This is a genomic window from Promicromonospora iranensis (assembly GCF_028994775.1).
GTDB classification, from domain to species: Bacteria; Actinomycetota; Actinomycetes; order Actinomycetales; family Cellulomonadaceae; genus Promicromonospora; species Promicromonospora iranensis_A.
Genome location: NZ_JAJQMN010000015.1, coordinates 77,939 through 104,932, shown reverse-complemented (window position 1 = coordinate 104,932; position 26,994 = coordinate 77,939). Strand labels below are relative to the sequence as shown.

Annotated in this window: 27 protein-coding genes; 19 read left to right on the top strand and 8 right to left on the bottom strand. The window is 71.3% G+C overall.

From position 1 onward, the window contains the following. Positions 1 to 80 precede the first annotated feature (80 nt). The 3 genes from chvE (at position 81) to mmsB (ending at position 4,187) form a co-directional block, all read left to right on the top strand. Entirely contained in the window at positions 81 to 1,250 is a 1,170-nt protein-coding gene (gene chvE, locus LUU90_RS23065) for a multiple monosaccharide ABC transporter substrate-binding protein (protein WP_275006298.1), read from the top strand. A gap of 187 nt (positions 1,251 to 1,437) precedes the next feature. Continuing rightward, positions 1,438 to 3,009, top strand: a complete 1,572-nt coding sequence (gene mmsA, locus LUU90_RS23060) for a multiple monosaccharide ABC transporter ATP-binding protein (RefSeq protein ID WP_275006297.1) — start codon at positions 1,438 to 1,440, stop codon at positions 3,007 to 3,009. Continuing rightward, complete coding sequence (gene mmsB / locus LUU90_RS23055; protein WP_275006296.1) at positions 3,006 to 4,187, top strand: multiple monosaccharide ABC transporter permease; 1,182 nt, start codon at positions 3,006 to 3,008, stop codon at positions 4,185 to 4,187. Before mmsA ends, mmsB begins: the two co-directional genes overlap by 4 nt. Positions 4,188 to 4,346: 159 nt before the next feature. Here the strand turns inward: mmsB and LUU90_RS23050 are convergent, their stop codons facing one another. Next, positions 4,347 to 5,660 (bottom strand): phytase, encoded by a 1,314-nt coding sequence (locus LUU90_RS23050; protein WP_275006295.1) that lies wholly within the window; start codon positions 5,658 to 5,660, stop codon positions 4,347 to 4,349. Between the two features lie 141 nt (positions 5,661 to 5,801). Then, a complete protein-coding gene (locus LUU90_RS23045) occupies positions 5,802 to 6,974 on the bottom strand; it encodes an acetoin utilization protein AcuC (RefSeq protein WP_275006294.1) in 1,173 nt (390 codons plus the stop codon). A gap of 111 nt (positions 6,975 to 7,085) precedes the next feature. Here LUU90_RS23045 and LUU90_RS23040 point away from each other — a divergent pair, with 111 nt between their 5' ends. The 3 genes from LUU90_RS23040 to LUU90_RS23030 all read left to right on the top strand — a co-directional run bounded on the left by LUU90_RS23040 (position 7,086) and on the right by LUU90_RS23030 (position 9,628). Next, positions 7,086 to 8,486, top strand: a complete 1,401-nt coding sequence (locus LUU90_RS23040) for a TrkH family potassium uptake protein (RefSeq protein WP_275006293.1) — start codon at positions 7,086 to 7,088, stop codon at positions 8,484 to 8,486. A gap of 157 nt (positions 8,487 to 8,643) precedes the next feature. Then, positions 8,644 to 9,312 (top strand): potassium channel family protein, encoded by a 669-nt coding sequence (locus tag LUU90_RS23035; RefSeq protein WP_274997755.1) that lies wholly within the window; start codon positions 8,644 to 8,646, stop codon positions 9,310 to 9,312. 217 nt (positions 9,313 to 9,529) lie between these two features. Further along, positions 9,530 to 9,628 carry a 30S ribosomal protein bS22 gene (locus LUU90_RS23030; protein ID WP_003792170.1) on the top strand — a complete coding sequence of 33 codons (99 nt, stop codon included), beginning with the start codon at positions 9,530 to 9,532 and terminating at the stop codon, positions 9,626 to 9,628. 211 nt (positions 9,629 to 9,839) lie between these two features. On the opposite strand, the gene LUU90_RS23025 is transcribed toward LUU90_RS23030, so the two are convergent. After that, positions 9,840 to 10,634: an HAD family hydrolase gene (locus LUU90_RS23025; protein WP_275006292.1), complete on the bottom strand. Its 795-nt coding sequence runs from the start codon at positions 10,632 to 10,634 to the stop codon at positions 9,840 to 9,842. 77 nt (positions 10,635 to 10,711) lie between these two features. On the opposite strand from LUU90_RS23025, the gene LUU90_RS23020 reads away from it, so the two are divergent. Genes LUU90_RS23020 through LUU90_RS23010 form a run of 3 tightly spaced genes read left to right on the top strand, consistent with a single transcriptional unit; the run spans position 10,712 to position 12,354 of the window. Beyond that, positions 10,712 to 11,383 carry a Pr6Pr family membrane protein gene (locus tag LUU90_RS23020; protein ID WP_275006291.1) on the top strand — a complete coding sequence of 224 codons (672 nt, stop codon included), beginning with the start codon at positions 10,712 to 10,714 and terminating at the stop codon, positions 11,381 to 11,383. 14 nt (positions 11,384 to 11,397) lie between these two features. Continuing rightward, complete coding sequence (locus LUU90_RS23015; RefSeq protein ID WP_274997758.1) at positions 11,398 to 11,646, top strand: glutaredoxin family protein; 249 nt, start codon at positions 11,398 to 11,400, stop codon at positions 11,644 to 11,646. A gap of 60 nt (positions 11,647 to 11,706) precedes the next feature. Beyond that, positions 11,707 to 12,354 carry a redox-sensing transcriptional repressor Rex gene (locus tag LUU90_RS23010; RefSeq protein WP_275006290.1) on the top strand — a complete coding sequence of 216 codons (648 nt, stop codon included), beginning with the start codon at positions 11,707 to 11,709 and terminating at the stop codon, positions 12,352 to 12,354. A 111-nt stretch (positions 12,355 to 12,465) separates the two neighbouring features. On the opposite strand, the gene LUU90_RS23005 is transcribed toward LUU90_RS23010, so the two are convergent. Beyond that, entirely contained in the window at positions 12,466 to 13,017 is a 552-nt protein-coding gene (locus LUU90_RS23005; RefSeq protein ID WP_275006289.1) for a YceI family protein, read from the bottom strand. 135 nt (positions 13,018 to 13,152) lie between these two features. Between LUU90_RS23005 and LUU90_RS23000 the strand changes: the two genes are divergently transcribed. Then, on the top strand, positions 13,153 to 13,665 hold the full coding sequence (locus tag LUU90_RS23000) for a MarR family winged helix-turn-helix transcriptional regulator (protein WP_275006288.1): 513 nt from the start codon (positions 13,153 to 13,155) through the stop codon (positions 13,663 to 13,665). A gap of 8 nt (positions 13,666 to 13,673) precedes the next feature. Here LUU90_RS23000 and aqpZ read toward each other — a convergent pair whose 3' ends face one another. Beyond that, positions 13,674 to 14,423: an aquaporin Z gene (gene aqpZ / locus LUU90_RS22995; RefSeq protein ID WP_275006287.1), complete on the bottom strand. Its 750-nt coding sequence runs from the start codon at positions 14,421 to 14,423 to the stop codon at positions 13,674 to 13,676. A 143-nt stretch (positions 14,424 to 14,566) separates the two neighbouring features. Between aqpZ and LUU90_RS22990 the strand changes: the two genes are divergently transcribed. From LUU90_RS22990 to ccsB, 5 genes are read left to right on the top strand one after another with little or no spacing between them, the layout of a single operon-like run. Further along, positions 14,567 to 15,211 carry a histidine phosphatase family protein gene (locus LUU90_RS22990; protein WP_275006286.1) on the top strand — a complete coding sequence of 215 codons (645 nt, stop codon included), beginning with the start codon at positions 14,567 to 14,569 and terminating at the stop codon, positions 15,209 to 15,211. Then, positions 15,211 to 15,807 (top strand): TlpA family protein disulfide reductase, encoded by a 597-nt coding sequence (locus LUU90_RS22985; protein WP_275006302.1) that lies wholly within the window; start codon positions 15,211 to 15,213, stop codon positions 15,805 to 15,807. Before LUU90_RS22990 ends, LUU90_RS22985 begins: the two co-directional genes overlap by 1 nt. Then, on the top strand, positions 15,807 to 16,616 hold the full coding sequence (locus LUU90_RS22980) for a cytochrome c biogenesis CcdA family protein (protein WP_275006285.1): 810 nt from the start codon (positions 15,807 to 15,809) through the stop codon (positions 16,614 to 16,616). The genes LUU90_RS22985 and LUU90_RS22980 overlap by 1 nt, the downstream gene beginning before the upstream one ends. After that, positions 16,616 to 18,478 carry a cytochrome c biogenesis protein ResB gene (gene resB, locus LUU90_RS22975; RefSeq protein ID WP_275006284.1) on the top strand — a complete coding sequence of 621 codons (1,863 nt, stop codon included), beginning with the start codon at positions 16,616 to 16,618 and terminating at the stop codon, positions 18,476 to 18,478. Before LUU90_RS22980 ends, resB begins: the two co-directional genes overlap by 1 nt. Before the next feature lie 2 nt (positions 18,479 to 18,480). After that, positions 18,481 to 19,464, top strand: coding sequence for a c-type cytochrome biogenesis protein CcsB (ccsB, locus tag LUU90_RS22970; RefSeq protein WP_275006283.1), 984 nt, complete (start codon positions 18,481 to 18,483; stop codon positions 19,462 to 19,464). Positions 19,465 to 19,588: 124 nt separating this feature from the next. On the opposite strand, the gene LUU90_RS22965 is transcribed toward ccsB, so the two are convergent. Beyond that, positions 19,589 to 19,975 carry a PLDc N-terminal domain-containing protein gene (locus LUU90_RS22965; protein WP_275006282.1) on the bottom strand — a complete coding sequence of 129 codons (387 nt, stop codon included), beginning with the start codon at positions 19,973 to 19,975 and terminating at the stop codon, positions 19,589 to 19,591. A 106-nt stretch (positions 19,976 to 20,081) separates the two neighbouring features. Between LUU90_RS22965 and LUU90_RS22960 the strand changes: the two genes are divergently transcribed. Next, the gene (locus tag LUU90_RS22960) at positions 20,082 to 20,363 is read left to right on the top strand and encodes a DUF4229 domain-containing protein (protein ID WP_275006281.1); all 282 of its coding nucleotides are present in this window, start codon (positions 20,082 to 20,084) and stop codon (positions 20,361 to 20,363) included. A gap of 13 nt (positions 20,364 to 20,376) precedes the next feature. Here the strand turns inward: LUU90_RS22960 and LUU90_RS22955 are convergent, their stop codons facing one another. Both LUU90_RS22955 and LUU90_RS22950 read right to left on the bottom strand, forming a co-directional pair. Further along, positions 20,377 to 21,246 (bottom strand): 1,4-dihydroxy-2-naphthoate polyprenyltransferase, encoded by an 870-nt coding sequence (locus tag LUU90_RS22955; protein WP_275006280.1) that lies wholly within the window; start codon positions 21,244 to 21,246, stop codon positions 20,377 to 20,379. A gap of 85 nt (positions 21,247 to 21,331) precedes the next feature. Then, on the bottom strand, positions 21,332 to 22,663 hold the full coding sequence (locus LUU90_RS22950) for an AMP-binding protein (RefSeq protein ID WP_275006279.1): 1,332 nt from the start codon (positions 22,661 to 22,663) through the stop codon (positions 21,332 to 21,334). Positions 22,664 to 22,776: 113 nt separating this feature from the next. Here LUU90_RS22950 and LUU90_RS22945 point away from each other — a divergent pair, with 113 nt between their 5' ends. The 3 genes from LUU90_RS22945 (at position 22,777) to LUU90_RS22935 (ending at position 26,872) form a co-directional block, all read left to right on the top strand. Beyond that, positions 22,777 to 23,856: a DUF3048 domain-containing protein gene (locus LUU90_RS22945; RefSeq protein WP_275006278.1), complete on the top strand. Its 1,080-nt coding sequence runs from the start codon at positions 22,777 to 22,779 to the stop codon at positions 23,854 to 23,856. A gap of 150 nt (positions 23,857 to 24,006) precedes the next feature. Continuing rightward, positions 24,007 to 25,230 carry a DUF1611 domain-containing protein gene (locus LUU90_RS22940; protein ID WP_275006277.1) on the top strand — a complete coding sequence of 408 codons (1,224 nt, stop codon included), beginning with the start codon at positions 24,007 to 24,009 and terminating at the stop codon, positions 25,228 to 25,230. Beyond that, positions 25,217 to 26,872, top strand: a complete 1,656-nt coding sequence (locus tag LUU90_RS22935; RefSeq protein WP_275006276.1) for an ABC transporter ATP-binding protein — start codon at positions 25,217 to 25,219, stop codon at positions 26,870 to 26,872. The genes LUU90_RS22940 and LUU90_RS22935 overlap by 14 nt, the downstream gene beginning before the upstream one ends. Positions 26,873 to 26,994 lie beyond the last annotated feature (122 nt).

The window sequence follows — 26,994 nt, the reverse complement described above, 5'->3', positions numbered from 1 at the left end:
GTTCACAATCTGTTGCGTTCACAATGTGAAGTCGGCCGGGTCGCAGAGACGTGCCCGGGCAAACTCGAAGAGGAGACGTCATGGCAAGGAAGCTGTGGGCCAAGCGCGGTCTGGCCGCGCTGGCAACGGGCGCGATGGCTGTTTCGCTCGCCGCATGCGGCGGCGAGGGTGCCGGCGGTGGCGCCGGTGGCGGTGGCGGGGACGGCGAGGAAGGCGGCCTCGTGGGTGTCGCCATGCCGACCCAGACCTACGAGCGCTGGATCGCTGACGGCGATGCCGTCAAGACGGGTCTCGAGGAGGCCGGGTACGACGTCGACCTGCAGTTCGCGGGCGACGACATCCCGACCCAGCAGTCGCAGATCGAGGCGATGATCAGCAAGGGCGCCGAGGCGCTCATCATCGCGTCCATCGACGGCACCGCGCTGGGCAGCCAGCTCGAGCAGGCTGCTGCCGCGGACATCCCCGTGATCTCGTACGACCGCCTCATCCGCGACTCGGAGAACGTCGACTTCTACGTCACGTTCGACAACTACGAGGTCGGCGTGCAGCAGGGCACCTCGCTGCTGACCGGGCTGGGCGTCCTGGACGAGAGCGGCGAGCCGGCCGCTGACGCGCCCGAGGGCCCGTTCAACATCGAGCTCTTCGCCGGTTCGCCCGACGACAACAACGCCGGGTTCTTCTTCGACGGCGCCATGTCCGTGCTCCAGCCGTACATCGACGACGAGACGCTTGTCGTGCCCTCGGAGCAGACCGAGTTCGGCACCGTCGCCATCCAGCGCTGGGAGCAGGAGGGCGCGCAGAGCCGCATGGAGGACCTGCTGACCTCCACGTACAGCGCGGGTGACACGAACGTCGACGGTGTGCTCGCGCCCGCCGACGTGCTGTCCCGCGGCATCATCACCGCGCTGGAGAACTCCGGCTACGGCAAGGGTGACCTGGACATGCCGATCATCACCGGCCAGGACGCCGAGGCGGCCTCGGCCAAGCTGATCGTGGACGGCAAGCAGTACTCGACGATCTTCAAGGACACCCGGCTCCTCGCCGAGCAGGCCGTCACCGCGGCGACGTCGTTCCTCGAGGGCAACGAGCCCGAGGCCAACGACACGGAGACGTACGAGAACGGCGTGAAGGTCGTGCCGTCGTACCTCCTCCCCACGGTGATCGTCACCGAGGACAACCTCGAGGCCGAGCTGGTCGAGTCCGGCTACCTCACCGAGGACGAGGTCGCTTCCGGCCAGGTCGACGAGTAGGACTGACCTGCTGACGAGACCGGTCCGACGTCGCTGACGTCACCGCGGTCAACCGGTGGTCGAGCGTGTGGGGACTCAGGTCCCGACACGCTCGACCACCGGTTGACCGCGGTGACCAGACCGGCGGCGTCGGTATCGGACACCCCGCAACATCACTATTGGCGACAAGTACGCGACAAGGACTGGCATGGCCGATTCGGCGCCGACCGACATCCTCGAGATGCGCGGCATCACCAAGACATTCCCTGGGGTCAAAGCGCTCCAGGACGTCAACCTCACTGTCCGTCGAGGCGAGATCCACGCGATCTGCGGCGAGAACGGGGCGGGCAAGTCCACCCTGATGAAGGTGCTGTCGGGGGTGTATCCGTTCGGCACCTATGACGGCGACATCGTGCTCGACGGCGAGAACGCCCAGTTCGGCAACATCAACGACTCCGAGGCACGGGGCGTCGTGATCATCCACCAGGAGCTCGCGCTCGTGCCTTACCTGTCGATCGCCGAGAACATCTTTCTCGGCAACGAGCGTCGCCGGCTCGGGGGCGCCATCGACTGGAACCGGACCAACGCCGAGGCCGCGGTGCTGCTCGAGCGGGTCGGGCTGAAGGAGTCGCCGACGACTCTTGTCTCCGCGCTCGGTGTGGGCAAGCAGCAGCTCCTGGAGATCGCCAAGGCGATCTCGAAGGACGTGCGCCTGCTCATCCTCGACGAGCCGACGGCGGCGCTGAACGACAACGACTCCGAGCACCTGCTCGACCTGCTCCGGCAGTTCAAGAGCCAGGGCATCACGTCGATCATGATCTCCCACAAGCTCGCCGAGATCGCCGAGATCGCCGACCGCACCACGATCATCCGGGACGGCCAGTCGATCGAGACGTTCGACATGGCCGAGGCGGGAGGTTCGTCCGAGGCGATCCAGAACCGCATCATCCGGGGCATGGTGGGCCGTGACCTCGACAACCGGTACCCCGACCGCGAGTCGCACCCGGGCGAGGAGGTGCTGCGCGTCGAGGACTGGACGGTGTACCACCCGACCCAGCCGGGGCGCGTCATCGTCGAGGGCGCGAACCTGAACGTCCGCGCCGGCGAGGTCGTCGGTATCGCCGGCCTCATGGGCGCCGGGCGCACGGAGCTCGCGATGTCGCTGTTCGGCCGCTCGTACGGCCGGGACATCTCCGGTACGGCCTACGTGCACGGTGAGGAGGTCGACGTCCACAGCGTGCCGGAGGCCATCAAGGCCGGTATCGCCTACGTGTCGGAGGACCGCAAGCAGTACGGGCTGAACCTCATCGAGGACATCCGGCGCAACATCTCGGCGGCGGGGCTCGGCAAGCTGTCGAAGCACGGCTTCGTGAACGAGAACGAGGAGCTCAAGGTCGCGGGCGAGTACCGCGAGTCGATGAACATCCGCACCCCCAACGTGCTCGTGGAGGTGGGCAAGCTCTCGGGCGGCAACCAGCAGAAGGTGGTGCTGTCCAAGTGGCTGTACACCGCGCCTGAGGTGCTGATCCTCGACGAGCCCACCCGGGGCATCGACGTCGGCGCCAAGTACGAGATCTACACCATCATCAACAAGCTGGTCGCGTCCGGGAAGGCCGTGCTGGTCATCTCCTCGGAGCTCCCCGAGCTCCTCGGGATCTGCGACCGCATCTACACCCTGGCCTTCGGCCGCATCACTGGCGAGGTCGACGTGGCCTCAGCCACCCAGGAAGGACTCATGGCTCTCATGACGCAGGAGACCGCACAGGAGACGAAGGCATGACCGGCATCGCCAACATCCGGGAGCTGTTCACCCGCAACATCCGCACCAGCGGCATCTACATCGCCTTCGTGCTGATCGTCGCGCTGTTCTCGGTGCTGACCAACGGACTGTTGCTCAGCGACCGGAACCTGACCACGCTCGTGCTGCAGTTCTCGTACATCCTCATCCTTGCCATCGGCATGGTGATCATCATCATCGGCGGGCACATCGACCTGTCGGTCGGGTCGGTGGTGGCGCTCACCGGCGCGGTCGCGGCAGTGCTCGTGATCCGGAACGGGATGCCCTGGTGGGTCGGCGTTCTCGCCGCCATCGGAACGGGCCTCCTGGTCGGGGCCTGGCAGGGGTTCTGGGTCGCGTACGTCGGTATCCCCGCGTTCATCGTGACGCTGGCGGGCATGCTGCTCTTCCGCGGCCTGACGCTCGAGGTGCTGAACAACGTCTCGCTCTCGCCGTTCCCCGCGGAGTACAGCTCGATCGCCACCGGATTCGTCCCCGCCCTCCTCGGCGGCTACGGCTACGACACGTTCACGCTCGTCATCTTCGCGATCGGCGTGCTGGGCTTCGCGTACAACTCGTGGCGTAACCGCCGTGCGCGCATCGCCTACAAGCAGACCGTCGAGGCGCCGGTGCTGTTCGTGCTGAAGCTCGTGGTGATCGCGTCCGTGGTCATGTGGTTCGCGTACAAGCTCGCCACGTACCGCGGCCTGCCTGCCGTGCTGATCATCCTGGCCGTACTGGTCATGGCGTACACCCTGGTCACCAAGCACAGCGTGTTCGGCCGGCACGTCTACGCCATCGGCGGCAACCTCGCCGCCGCGCAGCTGTCCGGTGTTCGCGTGAGGCGCGTGAACTTCTGGATGTTCGTGAACATGGGCTTCCTCGCCTCGATCGCGGGCATCGTGTTCTCCGCCCGGTCGAGCGCCGCGCAGCCCGCGGCGGGCAACATGTTCGAGCTCGACGCGATCGCGGCGTGCTTCATCGGTGGCGCCGCCGTGACCGGCGGCATCGGCACCGTGACCGGCGCGATGGTCGGTGGCCTGATCATGGCCGTCATGTCCAACGGCATGTCGCTCATGGGCATCGACCAGTCGACGCAGCAGATCGTCAAGGGCATCGTCCTGCTCCTGGCCGTCGCGTTCGACGTCTGGAACAAGAAGCGGGCCGCGGCCGCCCGCTGACCCGCCCGCCCCGCCGAGGTAGTCACTTGGCGAGGTAGTCACTTGGCGACGTAGACGTGCAGCGAGGTAGTCATCCAGTTCGCGCTGGACGACTACCTCGCTGCACGTCTACGTCGCCAGATGACTACCTCGGCGGGCTCGACCTGCGGAGCAGAGGGTTCAGCGGAGGCGGAGGGCCTTCGCGACGTCGCCCCAGTGGACGTACGAGAAGCCTGTGGCGTCCTCCTCGCGGTCCGGGTCCACGTCGGGGCCCGTCTCGGGCTCGTCATGGGTGACCAGCAGCCCTGACTCGTACTCGCCGACCGGCGCGTTGGAGACCGCGATCCCGTCCGACCCGTTGACGTCGTCCACGCCGTCCCCGGCCACCCGGAAGCTGCCGAGCGGGCGGTTGCGTCCGGTCAGGTCGTAGACGCCGTAGGTGTCGTCACCCTGGCTCGACACGAGCACGTAGCCGGTGCGTCCGGGCCCGTACCAGATGTCCACGCCCTCGGCGTCGGCCGTCAGGTTCCTGCCCCCGTACGACGGCGCCTCCAGGTCCACCGGGGCGCACTCCTCGGTCTCGGGGTCGTAGGCGTCATGCACGCCGAAGTCGGTGACCTTGTCGATCAGGCGCGGCGCGCCCGAACCCAGGGGGAGCGGCAACCGCCAGAGGCCGACGTCCTCCTGCGCCGCGTACAGCGTGCCGGTCCGCCGGTCCACGGCCAGGCCCTCCAGCTGCGGACCCACCCCGGGCTCCTCGCACGGCAGCCAGGTGGTGCCGTCGGGCAGGTTGAACTCGCTCGGCATCGCCAGGTGCTCGACGTCGGTGTATCCGACGCCGTCCGGGCCGGTCGTGAGCCGGGCGGTCGCGATGGTGGCGTTGCCCTCCTGCGTGACCACCGCGTAGGCCTCGTGATCGTTCGGCTGGTAGACCGCCAGGCCGTACACCGTCTGGTCCTCGGCAACCGTCTCCCGGTCCGGGCTGAACAGGAACTCCAGCTCGGGTACGGTGATCTCGGTCAGCGGTACGGCGGCGTCGGCCCCGGCCGGGTCGATGGCGAAGAAGCGGATCTGGTCGTTGTACCGGTCCGAGACGACGGCCACGTCCGTCGCCCTGCCGGCCACGTCCAGGCCGTAGGCGATGTCCACGTTGTTGTACCGGCCCGCGACGCCGTCCGCACGGGGTGCCGCCGTGGCCGCGACCGACTGCAGCTCGGTCGCGGCCACGGAGTAGACGCGCAGGCCACCCTCCTTGGCCGTGGCGACCACGAGCGACCGGCCGGAGTCCTCCGGGTGCACCCAGATGGCGGGGTCGTCGCCGGACGCGTTGCCGCCGGCCTCGTCGTCGTACAGCGGGGGCGTCTCCACCGACGTGGTGACGGTCGCCGGGCCGGGTGCCGGCCGACCGGGCCCGCCGCTCGCGGCGGCCGAGGCCGGGACCAGGGTGGACAGGAGCAGCAGGGCAGCCGGCAGGGCGGCGAAGCGACGTCGCATGGCCCAGAGATTCCCTGACGCGGATGTAACAGGGGTGAACGGAGCATGTACCCGCCAGGGTGATCGGTAGTCCGTCAGGTGGTCGGCATTCCGAGCTACCGACTACCTGACGAACTGCCGACCAGCCCGGGCCGGGGTCCCTCAATCCAGCAGCGGGTCCAGGCCCCAGTGGGGGAAGGCCGCCCTGCGGGTGGCCTGGACCGCGCGGTCCACGGCGTCCGCGGGGTCGTAGCCGTCGCGCCAGCTGCGGAACGGCACCTCACCGGAGCCGAGCGTCCGCGCCGCCTCCAGGCCCATCGCCTCGACCGCGGCGCGCCACTCCGCGGGCAGCTCGGAGCCCCGTTCCAGCGGCACGTGCGCCGCCTCGGCGACGAGGGCCGCCCAGGCGAGCGGGACGACGTCGGACACCGCGTACCCGCCACCGCCCAGGGCCAGCCAGCGGCCCTCGGCGTGCTCGTGCGCGAGGGCGTGCACCCACCGCTGCGCCGTCCACTGCGCGTCCACCGACACGTTCAGGTTCGAGAGGGGGTCGCGCCCATGAGCGTCGCAACCGTGCTGGGAGACGATCACCTGCGGCCGGTGCTCCCTGACCACCGCGGGGACGACCGCGTCGATCGCCCGCAGCCAGGCCGCGCCGGTGGTGCGCGCCGGTACCGGGATGTTGACGACGCTGCCCTCGGCGGCGCCCCGGCCGACGTCGGCGGACGCGCCCGTGCCCGGGAACAGGGTGCGGCCGTCCTCGTGGATCGAGACGGTGAGCACGCGGGGATCGTCCCAGAAGATCGCCTCGACACCGTCGCCGTGGTGGGCGTCGAGGTCCAGGTACGCCACTCGCTCCGCGCCCCGGTCCAGCAGGCGCCGGATCGCCGCCGCGGCGTCGTTGTAGACGCAGAAGCCTGACGCCGCCCCCGGCATCGCATGGTGCATACCGCCCGCGACGTTCACGCCGTGCGTGATCTCGCCGGTCCAGAGGGCGTCGGCGAGGTCGACGGATCCGCCGAGCTGCCGCGCGGCGGCCTCGTGCATCCCGGCGAACAGCGGGTCGTCGTCGGTGCCCAGCCCGCGCGCGACGTCGGGCTCCAGCGTGCTCCCGGCGTGCCGGACGGCGGCCACGTAGTCGGCGTCGTGCACCGTCTCGATCACGGCGTCGGAGGCCAGCTCGGCGTTCGCGAGCTCGAGCGTGGGCTGGTCCAGCAGGCCGAGCGCCTCGATGAGCCGCATCGTGAGGTCGAGCCGGGTCGGCGACATGGGATGCCCGGGTCCGAAGTCGTACTCGAGCAGTCGCGGACTCCAGACCAGCCGGGCGAGGTGCACCCGCCCACGGTAACGGACTGGCGGGCGCCCGAGGGTTTCTGCTCAGAACGGCCTCGGCGGCGTGGCAGAGTTAGGCGTCGATCGAAAGTCATCGTGGAGGGAGCAGGTCGGATGGCGCGGAGCTTGCGGCACCGGCTGTTCGGGCTCCGGGAGCTGGTCGATGACCTGGCCTTCCGGGCACCCGCGCGACTGGCCGTGACCGTCTTCGCCTGCGTGGTGGGGCTGTTCGCGCTGCTCCTGATGGTGCCCTTCGCGACGGCCGACGGTGAAGGCGCGCGCTTCGTCGACGCCCTGTTCACCGCGGTCTCCGCCGTGTGCGTGACGGGGCTCGTGGTCCAGGACACGGCCACCTACTGGTCCCTGTACGGGCAGATCGTCATCCTCACGGGCATCAAGGTGGGCGGCTTCGGCATCATGACCGTCGCCTCCCTGCTCGGCATGATCGTGTCGCGCAAGATCGGGCTGACGCAGAAGCTGCTCACGGCGTCCGAGACCAAGACGAGCCGGCTGGGCGACGTCGGCTCGCTGGTCCGGGTCATCATCATCACGGCGACCACGCTCGAGCTGTCGATCGCCCTGCTGATCTTCCCCCGGCTGGTGGTCATCGAGGACAACGTGGGTACGGCTGCCTGGCACGCGCTGTTCTACGGGATCTCCGCGTTCAACAACGCGGGGTTCGTGCCCACCGCCGAGGGCCTGATGCCGCACGTCGGCGACTGGACGCTCGTGCTGCCGATCGCCCTCGGCGTGTTCATCGGTGCGCTCGGCTTCCCGGTGATCCTCAACATCCAGCGGGCGCTGCCCCGCCCCGGCCAGCGGTGGCGCAACTGGACGAAGCGGCTGTCCCTGCACAGCAAGCTCACGCTGGTGACCAGCGGCGTGCTGTTCGTCGTCGGTGCGCTCCTGCTCCTGATCCTGGAGTGGTCCAACCCGGACACGTTCGGGCCGCTGAGCCTCGGCGACAAGGTGCTGGCGTCCGTCTTCGCCGGGATCATGCCGCGCTCCGGCGGGTTCAGCACCGTCGACGTCGGCGCCATGACCCAGTCGAGCTGGCTCATCCAGGACGCGCTGATGTTCGTGGGCGGCGGGTCCGCGTCGACCGCGGGCGGCATCAAGGTGACCACGCTCGCCGTCATGCTGCTCGCGATCGTGGCCGAGGCGCGCGGTGACCGCGACATCGAGGCGTTCGGCAGGCGTATCCCGCGTGACGTCCTCCGGCTCTCCATCGCAGTGGTGTTCACGGGGGCGAGCATCGTGCTCGTCTCGTGCATCGCACTGCTGGAGATCACGGACCTCCAGCTGTCCCAGGTGCTGTTCGAGGTGCTGTCGGCGTTCGCTACCGTCGGCCTGTCCACGGGGATCACACAGGGCCTGCCCGACTCCGGGAAGTACGTGCTGGCCCTCCTGATGTTCGTGGGGCGCACCGGAGCGGTGACGGTGGTGGCGGTGCTGGCGCTGCGCGACCGGCGGCGCATCGTACGCTTCCCCGAGGAACGACCCATCATCGGGTGAGGCTGGAGTGCAGTGCAGGGTGAGGGCCGAGGGACGAGGCGCTCGCCCGGAACGAAACGCAGGTCTCAGCCGACAGACAGCATCGAATGACGCACGTGCCGGACGTCAGGTCACTATCGTGACCCGTACGTCGGACGAGCAGCCAGAGAGGAATACCGTGCCGGAGAAGAAGCCCGAGCGGGATGCGGGTGTGCTGGTGATCGGCCTGGGCCGGTTCGGGTCGGCGATCGGCTCGACTCTTGATCGGCTGGGCCAGGACGTGCTCGCCGTCGAGCAGGACCCGGTGCTGGTGGCCCAGTGGTCCGGCCGGCTGCCGCTGGTCGAGGCCGACGCGTCCAACCCGGAGGCGCTGGAGCAGCTCGGTGCCAAGGACTTCGGCGTGGCGGTGGTCGGCGTCGGCTCGTCCCTCGAGGCGTCGGTGCTGATCACCGGCAACCTGGTCGACCTGGGTACGCCCCAGATCTGGGCCAAGGCGATCTCCGCGGAGCACGGGCGCATCCTGACCCGGATCGGCGCCCACCACGTCGTCTTCCCGGAGGCCGACGCCGGTTCGCGCGTGGCGCACCTGGTGAGCGGCAAGCTGCTCGACTACATCGAGGTCGAGGACGGGTTCACCATCGTCAAGATGCGCCCGCCCAAGGAGGCGCAGGGCTTCACGCTCGCGCAGTCGAACATCCGCAAGCGCTACGGCGTCACGGTGATCGGTGTGAAGTCCCCGGGCGTCGACTTCGTCTATGCGACGCCGGAGACCCGCGTCTCGGCCAACGACCTGCTCGTCTGCTCCGGTCACGCGGAGCTCCTGGAGCGGTTCGCCGCGCGGCCGTGACGTGGCCGTGACGCGGCCGCCAGGACCGGTTCGGCGCACCTCACACCGCCGTCGATTACGGGGCGCGCGTCAGACCAGGTAGCCTAGGGAGCGGACTCCCTTTCGTGTTGGTCGGCCATCGTCACTCTGGCGTCACTGTCCCGGACCAACCGTGGACCATTTCGCTGAGCGGCCCGTCGTCGGGCTGCCGCCGACCGATCGAACATTGCGAGGACCTATGGGCTCCGTCATCAAGAAGCGCCGCAAGCGTATGGCGAAGAAGAAGCACCGCAAGCTGCTTCGTAAGACGCGCCACCAGCGCCGCAACAAGAAGTGACGCCCGCGCCCTCTGGCGCGTGACGAGCAGGCCCGGCCCTTCGTGGGCCGGGCCTTCTTCGTGCCCGGGGTGGATCCGGCCGCCCCCTCTCCTTCGAGGTCTAACTTTCTCCTCTATGAATCGATTCAGAACAAAGAAACTTTGACCTCGAAGAAGATGGGGCCGGCTCCGGACGGGGCAGCCGGGGCAGCCCTGGCCCGAAGCGGCCGGGCTAGCGGCCCTGCAGCCGACGGCGCGCCGCCCGCAGCACCAGGCCCAGCACCCACGCGGCGCCGGCCCACGAGGCCGTCCGCACACTACGGCCCGCCGCACGCTGCGACCGCCCGCGGAACTCGCGGATGGGCCAGCCCACCTCCTGCGCGTGCCGGCGCAGCCGCAGGTCGGGGTTGATCGGGCAGGGGTGCCCCACCGCCCGCATCATCGGCAGGTCGTTCAGCGAGTCCCCGTACGCGTAGCTCTCGTCGAGGTCGATGTCGTTGATCTCCGCGAGCTCGACGATGGCGTCCGCCTTGGCCTGGCCGTGCATCAGGTCGCCGTTGAGCCGGCCCGTGTAGAAGCCGTCCTTGTGCTCCGCGATGGTGCCGAGCGCTCCCGTGGCACCCAGGCGGCGCGCGATGAGCTGCGCGATCTCCACCGGCGTGGCAGTGATGAGCCAGACCTGGTGGCCCGCCGCGATGTGCTCGTCGAGCAGGCGGCGCGTGCCCGGATAGATCCGCAGGGACAGCACGGCGTCCCACACCTCCTCGCCGAGTGTGGCGACCTCCGCGACGGTGCGGCCGGCGATGAGCGACAGGGCGCGGTTGCGCACCTCGTCGATCTGCTCCCGGTTCTCGCCCCACACCAGGTAGCGCGCCTGGATCAGGGCGAACCTCAGGATGTCCCGCGTGCCGAAGAACTTGCGCTGGTACGCGGACTTGGCCAGGTGAAAGGCGCTCGCACCGCGGATGATCGTGTTGTCGACGTCGAAGAACGCCGCGGTGGCGGACGAGGGGTGCGTCGACGGCATGGAGGTCACTCTATCCGCGTGCCACGTCGTGCAAGTCACACCAGGCACCCGGGGTCGGCCGGTGGTAGAACCAGGGCGTGACGCAAGAGAACAGCATGCGCGAGCGGGCCACCCTCGCACGATTCCTCCACCTGCTGGTGGCCGTGCTGGCACTCGGGGGCGTCGCCATCGAGCTCGTCACCGCTCTCGTCAGCGGCCCCGGCATCGCGCCGACGCACGCCGAGCGCATCGTCCGGCTCTTCAGCTACTTCACCATCGAGTCGAACCTGCTGATCGGCGGGGTCTCGCTCGCGCTCGCGGCCGACCCGCGCCGCGACGGCCCGGTCTTCCGCGTCCTGCGGCTGGACGCGCTGCTGTGCATCGCGGTCACCGGGATCGTCTACAACACGGTGCTGCGCGGTCTCACGACGCTGACGCCGTCGGGCGCCGTGGCGAACGCGATGCTGCACGACCTGGCGCCGCTCCTCGCCGTCGTCGTCTGGCTGTGGGTCGGACCGCGGCCTCGCGTGTCGGCGCGAACCGTGTGGTGGTCGGTCGTCTACCCGATCGCGTGGCTGGTCTACACCTTCCTCCGGGGCGCGGCCACCGGCTGGTACCCGTATCCGTTCCTCGACGTGAACGTGCTCGGCCTCGGCGGCGCGCTGCTGAACGCGACCCTCGTCGCCGTCGTCTTCCTCGTCCTGGCCTGGGGAGTGCGCTGGGCGGACGGACGGCTTCCGGACACCGGCCGTTCGGCAGCCCGCACGTGACGTAACCTCGGGTCGTGACAAGTCCTGCCGAAGCCCGGGTGGTCCTGTACACGCGCGCGGCGTGTCATCTGTGCGAGGACGCACGCGCCGTCGTCGTCCAGGTGTGTGCTGGTGCGGGAGCCGGATGGCGCGAGGTCGACATCGACAGCGCGCCCGCACTGCGGGAGAAGTACGGGGAGTACGTCCCCGTGCTCGAGGTGGACGGGGTCCAGCAAGGATTCTGGCGCGTGGACGGTGCGCGCCTGGCCCGCCTCCTGGCATGATCATCCCGGCAGTGTGTGCGTACGCCCGCGACACAGTGGTCGCGGGGAGGGGAGCAGCACGTGGTCGAACTCAGTGACGGGACAGTTCCGGCAGCAACCGTAGGGAGGTTGCCGTACTACCTGCGCGCCCTGCGGGACCTAGCGGCCGAGGGAGTCGCGCTGACCTCCTCGACGGAGCTCGCCGAACGGTCGGGCGTGAGCTCGGCGCAGCTGCGCAAGGATCTGTCGTACCTGGGTTCGTTCGGCACGCGCGGCGTGGGGTACGACGTCGAGTCGCTCGCCTCGTACATCACCGTCGCCCTGGGCCTCGAGACGGAGCACCGGCTCGCGATCGTCGGCATCGGCAACCTCGGGCACGCCCTGGCGAACTACTCCGGGTACGCGACGCGCGGCTTCCAGGTGGTCGCCCTGCTCGACGCCTCGCCCGACGTCGTGGGTACCCGTGTGGCCGGCGTGACCGTGGAGCACGTGCGCGGCGTTGCGGAGGTGATCCAGCGGGAGCGGGTCTCGATGGTGGTGCTCGCGCTGCCCGGTCACGTGGCCCAGGACGTCGCCGACGCCGTGGTGGCCACCGGGGTGCGCGAGATCCTCAGCTTTGCGCCCGTCGCGCTCCAGGTGCCCGACGACGTCGTGGTCCGCTCGGTCGACGTCGGCGGCGAGCTGCAGATCCTGGCTTTCCACGCGGCGACGCGAGCCGCGGCGCTCTGAGGTCTGCTGAGGCCTGCGCAGGTCTGCTGAGACAGGTTCAGCAGGCTCCAGGGTGCTGGAAGCCCCACGTGGGTGGTCTCCTGGAGCCTGCTGAACGAACGTCAGCCAGGGTCAGCCCTTGGCGATCGCGCTGACGTCGAGGGTGATCTTGACCTTCTCGCCCACCAGGAAGCCGCCGGTCTCCAGCGAGGCGTTCCAGGTCAGGCCGAACTCCTTGCGGTTGATCTCGAGCGAGGCCTCGAAACCGGCGCGGTCGTTGCCGAACGGGTCCTTGGCGGTGCCGGCGAACTCGGTCTCCAGCTCGACACCCTTGGTGACGCCGTTGATGGTCAGGTCGCCCGAGATGATGTAGGCGTCACCGTCGGGGCGGATCGCCGTGGACGAGAAGGTCCAGGCCGGGTTCTCGTCGGCGTGCCAGAAGTCGGCGCTCTTCAGGTGGCCGTCGCGACCGGCGTCGCCGGTGTTGACCGACTGCGCGTCCAGCTCGGCCGTGACGCTCGACGACTCGAGGTCATCGCCGACCGTGATGGTGCCGGAGGCGACGGCGATCGTGCCGCGCACCTTCGCGATGCCCGCGTGACGGACCGAGAAGGCGGCGGTGGTGTGCGAGGGGTCGATGTCGTAGGTGCCGGTGGTGAGTCCGGCGGGGAGCGGGGTGGCCATGAGAGAGGACTCCTTGTCGATACGGCGTTCAGGGCGGATAGTTGAGAGATCAACTAGTCACGGTCAGGTCCAACATAGCGGGTCCCGTAACGTATTCCCAGAGGTGTCGGAGCAGGCACGAAGGTGGTGGGCAGCATGGCAGTAGAGACGGTCGAGCAGCAGGACATCTGGTTGACCGAGGAGCAGCAGGGCTCATGGAGGCACTATCTGGAGGGCACCGCGCGCTTCGTGGAGGCGCTCGGCGCGGTTCACGACCGGACCCTCGACCTCTCCCTCGGCGAGTACAGCCTGCTGGTGCAGCTGTCGGAGGCGCCGGAGCTCACGATGCGGATGTCCACGCTCGCCGACGGCCTGGTGCTGTCGCGCAGCCGGCTCACCCACACCGTCGCGCGCATGGAGTCGCGCGGGCTGGTCGAACGCCGCGCCGCCGAGGGTGACCGGCGCGGAGTGAACTGCACGATGACCGACGCCGGCCGCGCGGCCCTGGAAGCCGCCGCACCCGGCCATGTCGCGGCGGTGCGCCGGATCATGGTCGAGGCGCTGGAGCCGGAGGAGTTCGCGGCACTCGGCCGCATCATGGCCAAGGTCGCGGAGTCCTCGAAGCTCTCGGGCGGCACGGAGGAGGGTCTGACGGCCCACTGCGACTGACGCCCGGGTCAGGTGGTGGCGACGCGGCCGAACATCGGTCGGTACGCGAGCCCGGCGAGCACGGCGCCGAGGATCGGGAACAGGATGAACACCCAGAGCTGGCCCCACGCCCAGCCGCCCGCGTAGATCGCCGTCGCCACGGAACGGGCCGGGTTCACCGAGGTGTTGGTCACAGGGATCGAGACCAGGTGGATCAGCGTCAGCGTGAGGCCGATCGCCAGCGGGGCGAACCCGGGGGCGGCGATCCGCGCCGTCGCGCCGAGGATGACGAAGAGGAACACGGCGGTCAGGACCGTCTCCACGAGGATCGCGGACCCCAGGCCGAACCCGTCCGGCGAGTGCTCGCCGAACCCGTTCGCGGCGAAGCCCGACTCGCGTGCGGCGTCGAAGTAGCCGCTCGGCCCGCCGAGCGCGATGAGCGCCAGCACGCTGGCGCCCAGCACGCCACCCACCAGCTGCGCCACGATGTATCCGCCCACGTCACCCCACGAGAACCGGCCTGCTGTCGCCAGTCCCAGGGTGACCGCGGGGTTGAAGTGGCCGCCCGAGATCGGGCCCAGGGCGAAGGCCGCGACGACCACGGTGAGCCCGAACGCCAGAGCGACACCGAGGAAACCCACACCGACGGTGTTGGTCTCGGCGTCGGGGAAGTTCGCGGCGAAGACCGCGGTGCCGCAGCCGCCCAGCACCAGCACGAAGGTGCCCAGTGTCTCGGCAAGCAGGCGGGCATACATGGCTGGGGATGCTTGCTCCGTCATGGTGGGGCTCCCTTGCTCAGTCCGAAAGTTTCCGGCGAGACCTCTCACCGACAGTAGGTCGGTGTCCCCGGATCGGCGCGAGATGACGTAATCCACACGCCCGAGGTCACGGGCACCCAGCCTCGGGTGCGAGACTGGGCGCCATGGTTTCCACGACGGTTCACCTGCTGCGTCACGGCGAGGTGTACAACCCCGACGGTGTCCTGTACGGGCGGCTGCCTGGCTACCGCCTCTCCGACCGTGGCCAGGCGATGGCCAAGATCGTCGCTGACCACCTCACCAGCACCGGCCGGGACGTGACCCGGGTGGTGGCCTCCCCGCTGCAGCGCGCGCAGGAGACCGCCGCCCCGGTGGCGCAGGCCTTCGGGCTGGAGCTCGCTACCGACGACCGCATCATCGAGGCAGGCAACCGGTTCGAGGGACTGCCCGTCGGCAACGGTGGCGGCGCGCTCAAGAGCCCGCGCAACTGGCCGTACATGTGGAACCCGTTCCGTCCCTCGTGGGGCGAGCCGTACACGCAGCAGGTCGAGCGCATGCGCGGCGCCGTCGAGGACGCACGCCGGGCGGCCGAGGGCCACGAGATCGTGCTGGTCAGCCACCAGCTCCCGGTGTGGCTCACGCGCCGGTCGTTCGAGGGCGGCCAGCTCTGGCACGACCCCCGCAACCGCCAGTGCAACCTCGCCTCCCTGACGTCCCTGCACTTCGAGGACGACCGGTTCGTCGGCCTCCACTACACGGAGCCCGCCGCGGAGCTCTATGACGGCGCGAGCAAGGTTGCCGGCGCGTGATGCGGGGTAAGACCTTCAGGGTCGTGCAGTGGGTAGTGGCAGTAGGCATCGTCATCGGCCTGGTGGCCGCCCTCGCCGGGTGCACACCTGAGGAGTCGGGGGCCGGCGACGTCGTCGGGCAGGGGTACGTCTCCGGCGACGGGTCGGTGCAGACGTACGACGTCGGTGAGCGCAAGGGTCCGGTGGCCATCGAGGGCACCGACTTCGAGGGCGAGGACGTCGACACCGCCGACTGGGCCGGTGACGTGGTCGTCGTGAACACCTGGTACGCCGCGTGCGCCCCGTGCCGCGCCGAGGCTCCCGACCTCGTGGACCTGGCCGGCGCCAAGGACGGCGTGCGGTTCGTCGGCATCAACACCGAGGACGACGCCGGCGCCGCCCAGGCGTTCCAGCGCACCTTCGAGGTGCCCTACCCGAGCATCGAGGACCGCACCGGCGTGGTGATCGCCGGCCTGAACGGCGTCGTGCCGCTGCAGGCGGTGCCGACCACCGTGGTGCTGGACCAGGAGGGCTACGTGGCCGCGCGGGTCATCGGTCAGGCCGAGGGCTCGACGCTCGAGGCGCTGATCGACGACGTCCTGGCGGAGGCCGCCTGATGCTGTCCGGCACCGTTGCGACCGCCGTCGGCGACGGGCTCGCCGTCACCGCGTTCAGCGGGTCGCTGCTGCTCGCGGTGCCCGTGGCGGCGCTGGCGGGCCTCGTGTCCTTCGCCTCGCCGTGCGTGCTGCCGCTCGTGCCGGGATACATCGGTTACGTGAGCGGCATGGCCGCCGCCTCCATGAACGCGACCGCCGAGGCCGGGGGCGTGGCGACGCGCGTCAAGCCTGCCCGCTCCCGCGTCGTCGGCGGCGTCGCCCTGTTCGTGCTCGGCTTCACCGCCGTGTTCGTCTCGTTCGGTGCCGTGTTCGGCAGCCTCGGCTCCTACCTGGTGCGCTGGGAGGACGTGATCACCCGGGTGCTCGGCGCGGTGGTCATCCTGCTCGGCCTCGGCTTCCTCGGCGCCCTCCCCTTCCTGCAGCGTGAGGCGCGGTTCCACCTGACGCCCCGGGCCGGTCTGTGGGGCGCACCGCTGCTCGGTGTCGTGTTCGGCCTGGGCTGGACCCCCTGCATCGGCCCCACCCTCGGCGCCGTGCAGGTGCTCGCGATCGACGAGGCGTCCGCCGGCCGGGGCGCGCTGCTCGGCGTCGCCTACTGCATCGGGCTCGGCGTGCCGTTCCTGCTCGTGGCGCTCGGGCTGCAGAGCTCCGAGCGGATGATGGACTTCCTGCGCCGGCACCGCCTCGCGGCTCTGCGCCTCGGCGGCGGGATGCTGGTTCTGGTCGGGCTGCTGCTGGTCACGGGGCTGTGGACGCGGCTCACCGGTGCCATGCAGCTCTGGATCGGCGGATTCGAGACGGTGATCTGATGGCCGGGCGTACGAGCAAGGACGGCACCTACGTCCCCGAGGGCATCGCGGACGAGTTCACGCAGGGTGAGCCCGCGCAGGGCGCGTCTGCACAGCGCGCGCCGTCGTCCGGCGACAAGGAGCAGAGGCCGAACCGCCCCGCCGCGCCCACGCTGGGCCTGGTGGGCACGCTGCGCTGGATGTGGCGGCAGCTCACGTCGATGCGCGTGGCGCTCATGCTGCTCATGCTGCTCGCCGTCGCCGCCGTGCCGGGGTCGGTGCTGCCGCAGCGCAATCAGGACGCGGCCGCCGTGATCGAGTACCTCGCCGATCACCCGACGGCGGGGGAGTGGCTCGACAGGGCCGGGTTCTTCGACGTCTACACGTCGGTCTGGTTCTCCGCGATCTACATCCTGCTGTTCGTGTCGCTGATCGGCTGCATCCTGCCGCGCTCCATGGCGCACTACCGCGCTCTGCGCGGCCGCCCACCGCGCGTGCCGTCGCGCTTCAACCGGTTCCCCGCCAAGGCGTTCGCGACCACCGACGCCTCGCCCGAGGAGGTGGCCGACGCCATCGCCACCCGCCTGCGCGGCAAGATCTCCTGGCTGCCCACGTTCCGCGTGGACCGGGGTGAGGAGCCCGCCCGGGGTGCGCGTGGGGCGTCGGGCCGGAGCGAGCCTGCGAGCACGGGGCCGGAGCGACCACCGGGACAGCCGTCGGCCACCGTGAGTGCCGAACGCGGCTACCTGCGCGAGACCGGCAACCTGGTGTTCCACCTGGCGCTGGTCGGCCTGCTCGTGTCGGTGGCGACGGGCCAGCTGCTGCACTACCGCGGCCAGGCGATCGTCACCGAGGGGCGCGGGTTCGCGAACGCCGTCGTGGACTACGACACGTTCGAGAAGGGCGCCTGGTTCCGGCCGGAGTCGCTGGTGCCGTTCTCCATGACCCTCGACCGGTTCGTGTCGGAGTTCGCGAGCGACACGGTGGCCTTCGCGCAGGCGCGCGACTTCACGGCGCATGTGACGGTGACCGAACCGTCCGGCGAGCAGCGGCCCGAGATCGTGAAGGTGAACCACCCCCTGGTCGTCGACGGCGCCAAGATCTACCTGCAGGGCAACGGCTTCGCACCGGACATCACCGTGCGGGACGCCGAGGGCGAGGTCGCCTTCTCCGGGCGCGTCACGTTCATCCCGCAGGACACGATGTACACGTCGCGCGGCGTGGTGAAGGTGCCGGACGTGGCACCGGGGCTCGACCAGATCGGGCTGGTGGGCTACTTCCTGCCGACCGCCGAGGTCGAACCCGACGGCTCCGCCCGCTCGGCGTTCCCGCAGCCCGTCGACCCGCTGCTCGTGCTGGAGGTGTACACGGGTGACCTGGGCCTCGACGAGGGCGCTCCGCAGAACGTGTACGAGCTCGACACCGCGTCGCTCACCCCTGCCGTCGAGGAGTCCGGCGAGCGGGTCAAGGTGCTGGCCCGACCGGGCGAGACGGTGGACCTGCCGGACGGGCTCGGCACCCTGACCCTCGGCGAGGAGCTGCCGCGTTACGTGGCGCTCGACCTGCGGCACGACCCCTCCCTCGGGTTCGTGCTGGCGTTCTCGCTGCTCGCGCTCGGCGGGCTCACCGTCTCGCTCTTCACGCCCCGGCGGCGCGTCTGGGCGCGAGCGTACGTGGCGCAGGATGGGGCTACCGTGGTCGAGGTCGCGGGGCTCGCCCGCGGGGACGACGCCGGCCTGCAGGCCGAGGTCGACCGCGCGCTGGCGGCGGTGCCCGGAGCAGTGGAACGGCCAGAAGAGGCGGACGTGTCCGCCGAGGCGTCGGCGGCCGCACGCCGACAGGCACGGGAACCACGTGTCGAGACCGGATCGGAAGAGGACTGAACATGGAGCTGGCAAACCTCAGTGTGCTGCTCGTCTGGGGCGCGGCGACGGCCCTCGCCGTCGCGCTCGTCGCGTTCGCGGTGGACCTGTCGCGCCTGTCAGGTGCCAAGGTCGACGCGCGGGACGCGACCCGGAGCCGGGACAAGGTGGCGGTGGGCGCCGGTGGACCCGTGGACGCGTCGGCCGACGCCCCCGCGGATGCCCCGGCGGCCGCCGCAGGACCGGTGAACCGCAGGCTCGCCGGCGTCGGGATGTCCGTGACCTGGCTGGCCGCCGCGCTGCTGCTCATCGCGATCGTCCTGCGCGGCATCGCCGCCGGCCGCACGCCGTGGGCGAACATGTACGAGTTCGCCCTGGTCGGCACGTTCGTCGCCGTCGCGGTGTTCGCCGGGGTGAACACCCGGCGTGACGTGCGGTTCCTCGGCGCCTTCGTGACCGGGATCAGCGTGCTCTTCCTCGTGCTGGCGCAGCAGCAGTTCTTCGTGGCGGCCACGGGCGTGCAGCCCGCCCTGCAGAAGTACTGGCTGGTGATCCACGTGGGCGTCGCAATCTGCGCGACGGGTATCTTCACGGTCGCCTTCGTGACGTCGGTGCTGCAGCTCCTGCGGGACGGCCGGGACAACGGCTCGGTGATGCTGGGCAGCCGGCACTGGGGCTGGCTCGACCACACGCTGACGCCCTCGGCCCTGGAGTCGCTGTCGTTCCGGCTGAACTCGGTCGCGTTCGTGCTGTGGACCTTCACGCTCATCGGCGGCGCCATCTGGGCCGAGGACGCCTGGGGCCGGTACTGGGGCTGGGACCCCAAGGAGGTCTGGACCTTCATCCCGTGGGTGGTCTATGCGGCCTACCTGCACGCGCGCACCACGCGCGGCTGGTCCGGGACCCGTGCCGCGTGGTTCGTCGTGGCCGGTTACGCGTGCGTGCTGTTCAACTTCACCGGCGTGAACCTGATTTTCAACGGAAAGCACTCGTACTCGGGCCTGTGAGCCCGACCCGCTCGTCGGAAAGGTTCTGCCCAGCGGTTGGGCCCACAACTCACGTGAGTTGTGGGCCCAACCGCTGGGCAGAAGCGGTCCTTGTGATCCCCCCGACGCGGGGCGACCGTCTTGGTCAGCTCTCCGCGTCGTCGTCCTTCGCCTCCTGGTGACCGCGCGCCTCACGCTCCCGCTTGCGCTTCTCCTGCTCGAGCCGCCAGAGGAACTCGGGGTCGTCGTCGGGCGCGACGGGGCCGGACGGGCGGCGCGGGCCGGGACGGGTCGGCGGCTTCGGGCGGCTGCCGCCGGGCCTGCCACCGGCCGACGGGCCGGCACCGGACCTGCGGGCCGCTACGCGCATGACGATCCACGAGATGGCGCCCAGCAGGGGCAGCAGCACGATCAGGAGCACCCAGAGCCAGCGGGGCAACCCGCCGCGTTCGTCCTCGTCCGCTCCCCAGACGTCGGCCAGGGCATACGCCATGAGTCCGACGACGACCAGGATCAGGAGTATGCGTGCCATCCCCCCAGCCTACGGCGGGTGAGCGGGCTCGCGTGAGCCTCGAGGGTGACCTTCGCCGCGTTGCCGACCGTCGGAGTGTGACCTGGCCCCGGCCTACCATGGGTAGGTGCCCCTTCTGATCTACTCCCTGCTCCGTCTCGCGCTGTTCGGCGCGGCTCTCGGCCTGCTCTACCTGGTCGGCCTGCGGGGCTGGCTGCTCCCGGTCGTGGCGGTGGTGGTGGCGCTGGCGCTGTCGTACCTGACGCTGTCCAAGCCGCGTGACGCCGCGACACGATGGATCGCCGCACGGGCCGACCGCCGTGCCGCCGAGCGGGCGGTCTTCCCGAAGGTCGACGCGGACGCGGCTCACGAGGACGCGCAGGTCGACCAGAAGTTCCGGACCGACTGAACTCCGGCCGGGCTCAGATCGCGAGCCCGAACCAGAGCAGCAGGCCGTAGCCCAGCTCGTACAGGCCGGTGCCGGCCAGGACGGGGATCAGCAGCTTGCCGCGCGCCCCGGCGAGCACCGGGATGGTCAGCAGCAGCGCCGGGCCGAGCAGGAACAGCACCACGAGCGTCCACGGCGCCCAGAACGCGCACACCGCGCCGAGGAGCACCGGGACCCACAGCATCGCGACGTAGGCCCGGCGGGCCCGGTGGTCGCCGAGACGCACGGCCAGGGTGCGCTTTCCGGCCAGCACGTCGGTCGGGATGTCGCGCAGGTTGTTCACCATGAGCAGTGCGCACGCGATGAGACCCACCCCGACGGCGCCGAGCACCGCCGGCCAGGTGATGCGGTCGGCCTGCGTGTACGTGGTGCCGAGCACCGCGACGAGGCCGAAGAAGACGAACACGGCGATCTCGCCCAGACCGCGGTACCCGTACGGCGTCTTGCCGCCCGTGTAGTACCAGGCGGCCGCGACGCACACCGCGCCCACCGCGAGCAGCCACCAGTGGCCCGAGACCGCGCTGAGCGCCAGCCCGAGCACCGCCGCGACACCGAATGCCGCGAACGCCGCGCCCTTCACGGCGCCCGGGGCGGCGGCGCCGGACGCGGTCAGCCGCATCGGGCCCACCCGGTCGAGGTCGGTCCCGCGCACGCCGTCCGAGTAGTCGTTGGCGAAGTTGACGCCGATCTGCAGCGCGAGGGCGACACCCAGCGCGAGCAGTGCGGGCAGCCAGGCGTACGAGTCGACCTGGGCGGCCGCACCGGTGCCGATCATGACCGGGGCCGCCGCCGCCGGCAACGTGCGGGGCCGGGCCCCGGAGATCCACTCGGCGGCAGTCGCCATCAGCGTGTCCTTCGTTCGTGGGGTGTGTCTGGTTGCTCAGGACGTCAGGTCCGGGCCTGTGCACGGTCCTGGCGGAGGAACGAAGTCATGGTCGCACGGGTTCCCCGGCTGCCTCCCGCTCGGCCCGCACGACGGCGTCCCGCACCGCCCGGCGGTCCGTCTTGCCGGGGCCACGGGTCGGCAGGGCCGTCGTGACGTACACGCGACGCGGTGCGCTCGGCGCCCCCAGCCTCCGCCCGACGGCGGAGCGCAGCCCGGCGAGCAGCTCACCGCCGCCGGCGACCAACGCACCGCCGTCGGCGAGGCTCGTGGCCGCCGACGGTTCGCGGCTGACCGGCGTCCGGCCGGCAGCCTCGATCGTGACGACCGCGACGACCGCCTGGCCCCACTCGGCATCGGGCACGCCGACGACGCAGGTCTCACCCGGGGTGCCGAACTCCGCGAGGTGCTCGGCCATCGCGTCCTCGACGGCCGCCGGGGCGACGTTGACCCCGCCGGTGAGGATGACGTCGTCCGCGCGGCCGAGGATCGTGAGCCGGCCGTCGTCCAGGCGGCCGAGGTCCGAGGTGCGGAACCAGCGGGTGCCGTCGGGGTCCGTGCGGAAGGCGGCTGCGGTCGCCTCGGAGTCGCCCACGTAGCCCTCGGCGAGCATCGGGCCGGACAGCTCGACGACGCCCGTGCCGGTCTTGGCCCCGGCCCTGGCCTCGGTGTCGGCGTCTGCCACGGCCTCGACGTCGGCACTGGCCCCGGCGTCAGCCAGCCGGACGCGCACGCCGTCGAGCGGCACGCCGTCGTACACGCAGCCGCCGCTCGTCTCGGACATGCCGTAGGTGGTGACCACGCGCACCCCGGCGGCCCGGGCCCGGGCCAGCAGCGGTGCCGGTGCGGCCGCGCCGCCGACGAGCACGGCGTCGAACCGGGCGAGGGCGTCGAGGCCGGCGCCGGCGCCGTCGTCGGCCGCCGCGACCAAGCGGTGCAGCTGCGTGGGGACGAGCGAGACGTACGCGCGCCCGCCGTGCGCGTGGAAGTCGGCGAAGTCGGTGGCGACGGCCGCGAACCCCGCCGCGGTGAAGTGGTCGAGCGTGTCCGGGTACACCCCGCGCCCCGTCACGAGGGAGCGGGTGATGACCTGCACCCCCGCGACGTGGGTGGGCGGCAGCACGAGCAGCCAGTGTCCGGGGCCGCCGAGCCGTGCGTGGGTGGCCTCCGCGGAGGCGCGCAGGGCGGCGGCGCTCAGCGCGACCTCACGAGGGTTTCCCGTGGAACCGGACGTCCGCAGCACGAGTGCGGTGCCGGCCGGCACGTCGGCGTCGGACAGCCGGGGCTGTGGTGCGTACGCCGGGCCGCCGTCGAGGGCGTCCCGGACGGCGCGCACGACGCTGTCCAGCGGGGCGGGCGAGGGGTCGGTCGGGGCCACCTCACGAGGGTAAGCGTGCCCCGCGGGTGCGGGACTACCGTGTCTGTAGGGTGTGCGCCACGCGGAACGACCCCGGGGATGGCCCAGGGCCGGGTGCCGGCGGAGGAGATCGCATGACGATGCGCTGGACGACGGCCGTGCGGGGCACAGCAGCGGTGCTGGCGATGGTGCTGACGCTGGCCGGCTGCGGACCCGACCGCCCCGCCGAACCGGAACCGACCCCCACCACCACCGTCGACGCCCCCGTCCGAGGCGACCGGGACAGACCGCCCCGACCTGACGAACCCGTCGTGTGGCCGCTCACCGGCGTGGAGACCATGAAGGTCAAGGCGCGCCCGGCGGTGTCGGTGAAGATCGAGAACGCGGTGGAGGCCCGCCCGCAGCGCGGGCTCGTGGAGGCCGACATCGTCTGGGAAGAGGTGGTCGAGGGCGGCATCACCCGGTTCGTCGCGACCTACCACTCGAACATCCCGGACGTCGTGGAGCCGGTGCGCTCCGTGCGGCCGATGGACCCCGCGATCGTCGCGCCGCTCGACGGCATCCTGGCGTTCTCGGGCGGGCAGGGCCCGTTCATCGCCGCGGTGAAGCGCCTGGGCACCCAGGCGATCATCATGGACGACGGCGACGGCGGCTTCAGCCGGGACCCGGGCCGGCGGGCGCCCCACAACGTGATCGGCCGGATGTCGTCGTTCATCGCGCAGGCCGACGGCAAACGGACAGCCCCGCCGCCGGCGCAGTTCGAGTACGCGCGGAAGCTGGGCGAGGGGTCCGCGCCCCAGGCCGGGAAGCCTGCGCGGGTGGTCGACGTGCGGCTGTCCCGCGCGCAGCGGACCGTGTGGACGTGGGACCGCACGAACAAGCGCTACCTCCGCAGCGAGGGCTCGGCGGCTTCGGTCGCGGCGGACGGCCGGCGGCACGCCGCGCGGAACGTGCTGGTGCTGTCCACCGAGGTGTTCAACACCAAGTGGAGGGACCCGGCCGGCGCGCCCGTGCCGGAGCACCGCCTCGCGGGCCGGAGCGGCACCGGCACACTGGCGTCGATGGGGCACCGGGTCGCCGTGCGCTGGTCGAAGCAGCACCTCAGGGCGCCGATCGTGCTCAAGACCCTCGACGGCCGGGAGGCGGAGCTCGACCCGGGCAACACGTGGATCGAGCTCGTCCCGCGCGGCACGGGGGACTGGTCGGTGCGCTGACCAGTGCCGACGGCGTCGGCCGGGTGATGACGGCGGTTCGGCGGGTGCCCGATGAGAGACCTTTCATCCGGGTCTCATCACGGGTTCATGGCGGCCTAGTTGAGTGACGGTGTTGCACCTCGCGTCCCTCGACAAGAAAGCGTGGCCGTCATGAGCATCCTCGACACGTCCCCGGACCTGCGCGGCTACGCCCCGCGCCCCGTCGCCACCCCGCGCCCCGTCGCCACCCCGCTCCGGGTCGACGCCGCCGCCGTCGCGGCGCGGACGCCCGACCCGCTCGTCCGCCGGCTGCTGCGGGCCAAGAAGGCCTACTCCACGCGGTTCGTCGCGGCGGCGATCGAGGCGGACCCGGGCGCCTTCGACCTGGTCACCGACCTGGCACGTGCGCCGCGGCCCGGCGACGTCGTCCTGGCCCGGGTGGTGACGATCGGCCAGCACAAGCGGCTCGAGTCGCCGGTGTCCCGCCGCCAGATCCTGTTCGAGGGTGACGAGATCATCGTGTCCTACGGATCGCGCTACGCCTCTGACCAGTTCCTCGCCGTCATCCCCGAGGACCTGGGGGAATGCCATCTCGCTGCCGCAGGCGGGCTCGCCTCGCGGGTGGTCGAGCAGCATGCCGCGACCGACGACGCCACGGTGATCGAGCCGGTCGGGCTGCTCTCCAGCGGGAACCGGGTGGTGAACCTCTCGACGTTCGCGCCGCACGTGGTGCGCGCGGCGTCGGCGGCGAGCGGTGCGGCGACGCGGGTCCCCGTCGTCGCCGTGGTCGGTACGTCGATGAACTCCGGCAAGTCCACGACGCTGGCCTGCCTCGCCCGAGGCCTCACGGCGGCCGGCCTCACCGTGCATGCGGGCAAGGCGACGGGCACGGGTGCGGGCAACGACGCGCACCGCTACACCGACGCGGGTGCGGACCGGGTCGTCGACTTCACCGACTTCGGCCTGCCCAGCACGTTCGGCCTCTCCTTCGAGGAGGTGCGGGACGTGTTCGCGACCATGACCGACGTGCTGGCGTCCCCGGCGGGGGACGGGGCACCCGACGTCGTGCTGATCGAGATCGCCGACGGCATCTTCCAGGGCGACACGAGCCGCCTGCTGACCGACGACGCGTTCCGCTCGGTGGTGGACCGCGTGGTGTTCGCCGCCGGGGACGCGCTGGGCGCGAGCGGCGGGATCGCCGCGCTCCGTGCGCTCGGCTGCGAGCCGTCCGTGGTGTCCGGGGTGCTCACCGCCTCGCCGCTCGCCACGGCTGAGGCACGTGCGGCGCTCGACGTCGCGGTGGTGCCGACCTTCGACCTCTGCCTGCCCGCCGTCGCGCTGACGGCGGCGGGCCTGGCTCCTGCCGGGGCGGGTGCTGGGCATGCGGTCGCCTGATCCGGGCGGCCTGCCGAAGATCTTCACCGGCGCCCGGCGGGGCTGGGTGCTCGGTCTGGTCGGCCTCGGCCTGGGCCAGGGCGCCCTCGGCGCGCTCAGCGCGTGGGCCCTCACGCAGCTCCGCGGGAGCGGCTCGTGGCCGATGGCAGCCGTGATCCTCAGCATCGTCGCGGCGGCCGTGGCGCTCGGGGGACTGCGCGTGGAGGAGCGGATCGCCGCGGAACGGCTCGGCCAGGACTACGTGCGGCACGTGCGCCGCGACCTGGTGGAGGCCGAGCTCACCCCGGGCAGCCGCACCCACCTCGGCATCACGGTCGCCCGGACCACCAACGACCTCTCCAGCGTGCGCAACTGGGTGTCGCAGGGCGTCGGACCGCTCGCGGCGGGGATCCCGCTCATCGTCGGCTCCGCCGTGGGCCTCACGATCATCGACCCGTTCCTCGGCCTCGGCTTCCTGCTGCCGCTCGGTGTGCTCGCCGCGGTCCTCGTGCCCTGGGCGCGGACCGCCTACCAGAAGTCGCGCAGTCTCCGGCGCGCCCGCGGTCGCATGGCCACGCGGATCGCCGACACCGTCGGCGCCTCGCAGGGGATCATCGCCGCACGCGGCGCCGGCCGGGAACTGGGCCACATCGACTCCGCCTCGGACGCGGTCGTCGACCGCGCTGTCGACCGTTCGGAGATCGTCGGCCTGATCCGGGCCGGGGGCACCGTGGCTGCGATGCTGGCCACGCTCGCCGTCGCGGCGATCGGCGTCGTCCGGGGCCTCGATCCCACCGTCACGATGGCCGCGATGGCCGTCGCGGGCATTGCGTCGACCCCGATCATCGACATCGGCCGGATCGTCGAGTACCGCCAGACCTATCTGGCCGCTCGCGCCGTGCTGGGCCCGGCGCTCGCCGACGCCGCACGCCGGCGCACCGCGTACGAGCGGTCGCGGGACGCCGCGGCGTCGGCCCCCGTGCCGGACGGCGCGGACGGGCCGGGCCTGGTGCACCTGGCGGTCCCCGGGCTCACCCCGGACGGCTCACCCCTGCGTGCGGCGCCCGGCGCCCGGATCCGCCTGACCAGCGACGACCCCGAGGCAGCCCTGCGCCTGATGCGCAGGGTCGTCGGGCTGGATGCCGCCCCACCGGGCATCGCCGACGAGGTCTGGGTGGGCGGCGAGAACCTGGGGGCCGTCGCGCCGGCACGCGGTCGCGCGCTCGTCGGGCTCGCGACGCGGGGCGCCGTGTTCGAGCGAGGGCCGCTGCGCCGCGCGCTGCGCTACCGGCGTCCCGACCTCGACGAGGAGACGGCCCTCGCCGTCCTGGAGACCGTCGGCCTCGCGGTCGGCCGCTTCCCGGACGGGCCGCGCACCGTGCTGCGTTCCGGCGGGGAGCCGCTGAGCACCGACGAACGTGCCCGGCTCGCCCTGGCGCGCGCCATCTACGGCGAGCCGCCGCTGCTCCTGGTCGCGGACCTGGACCGCGACCTGGACCAGGAGGGACGCGACCGGTTGGAGCGCATCCTGGCGCGGTACCCGGGGGTCGTGGTGCTCACCGGATCCGACGAGCTGGCGCGAGCGCTGGGTGCCGAGGAGTTCCGGGTCGACACGACGCCGGCCCCGGTCACCCCGGACGGTCGTGTGCCGGACGACGACTGACCCCGCCGTCACGTCGTTCGCCGAACCGTCACCTGTCCGTCGATCCGGGCTCCGGAGGACGTTCAGATCTCGGTCCGGCGGCCATGTGACGACTAGTAATAGTGACGACTAGTAATAGTGAC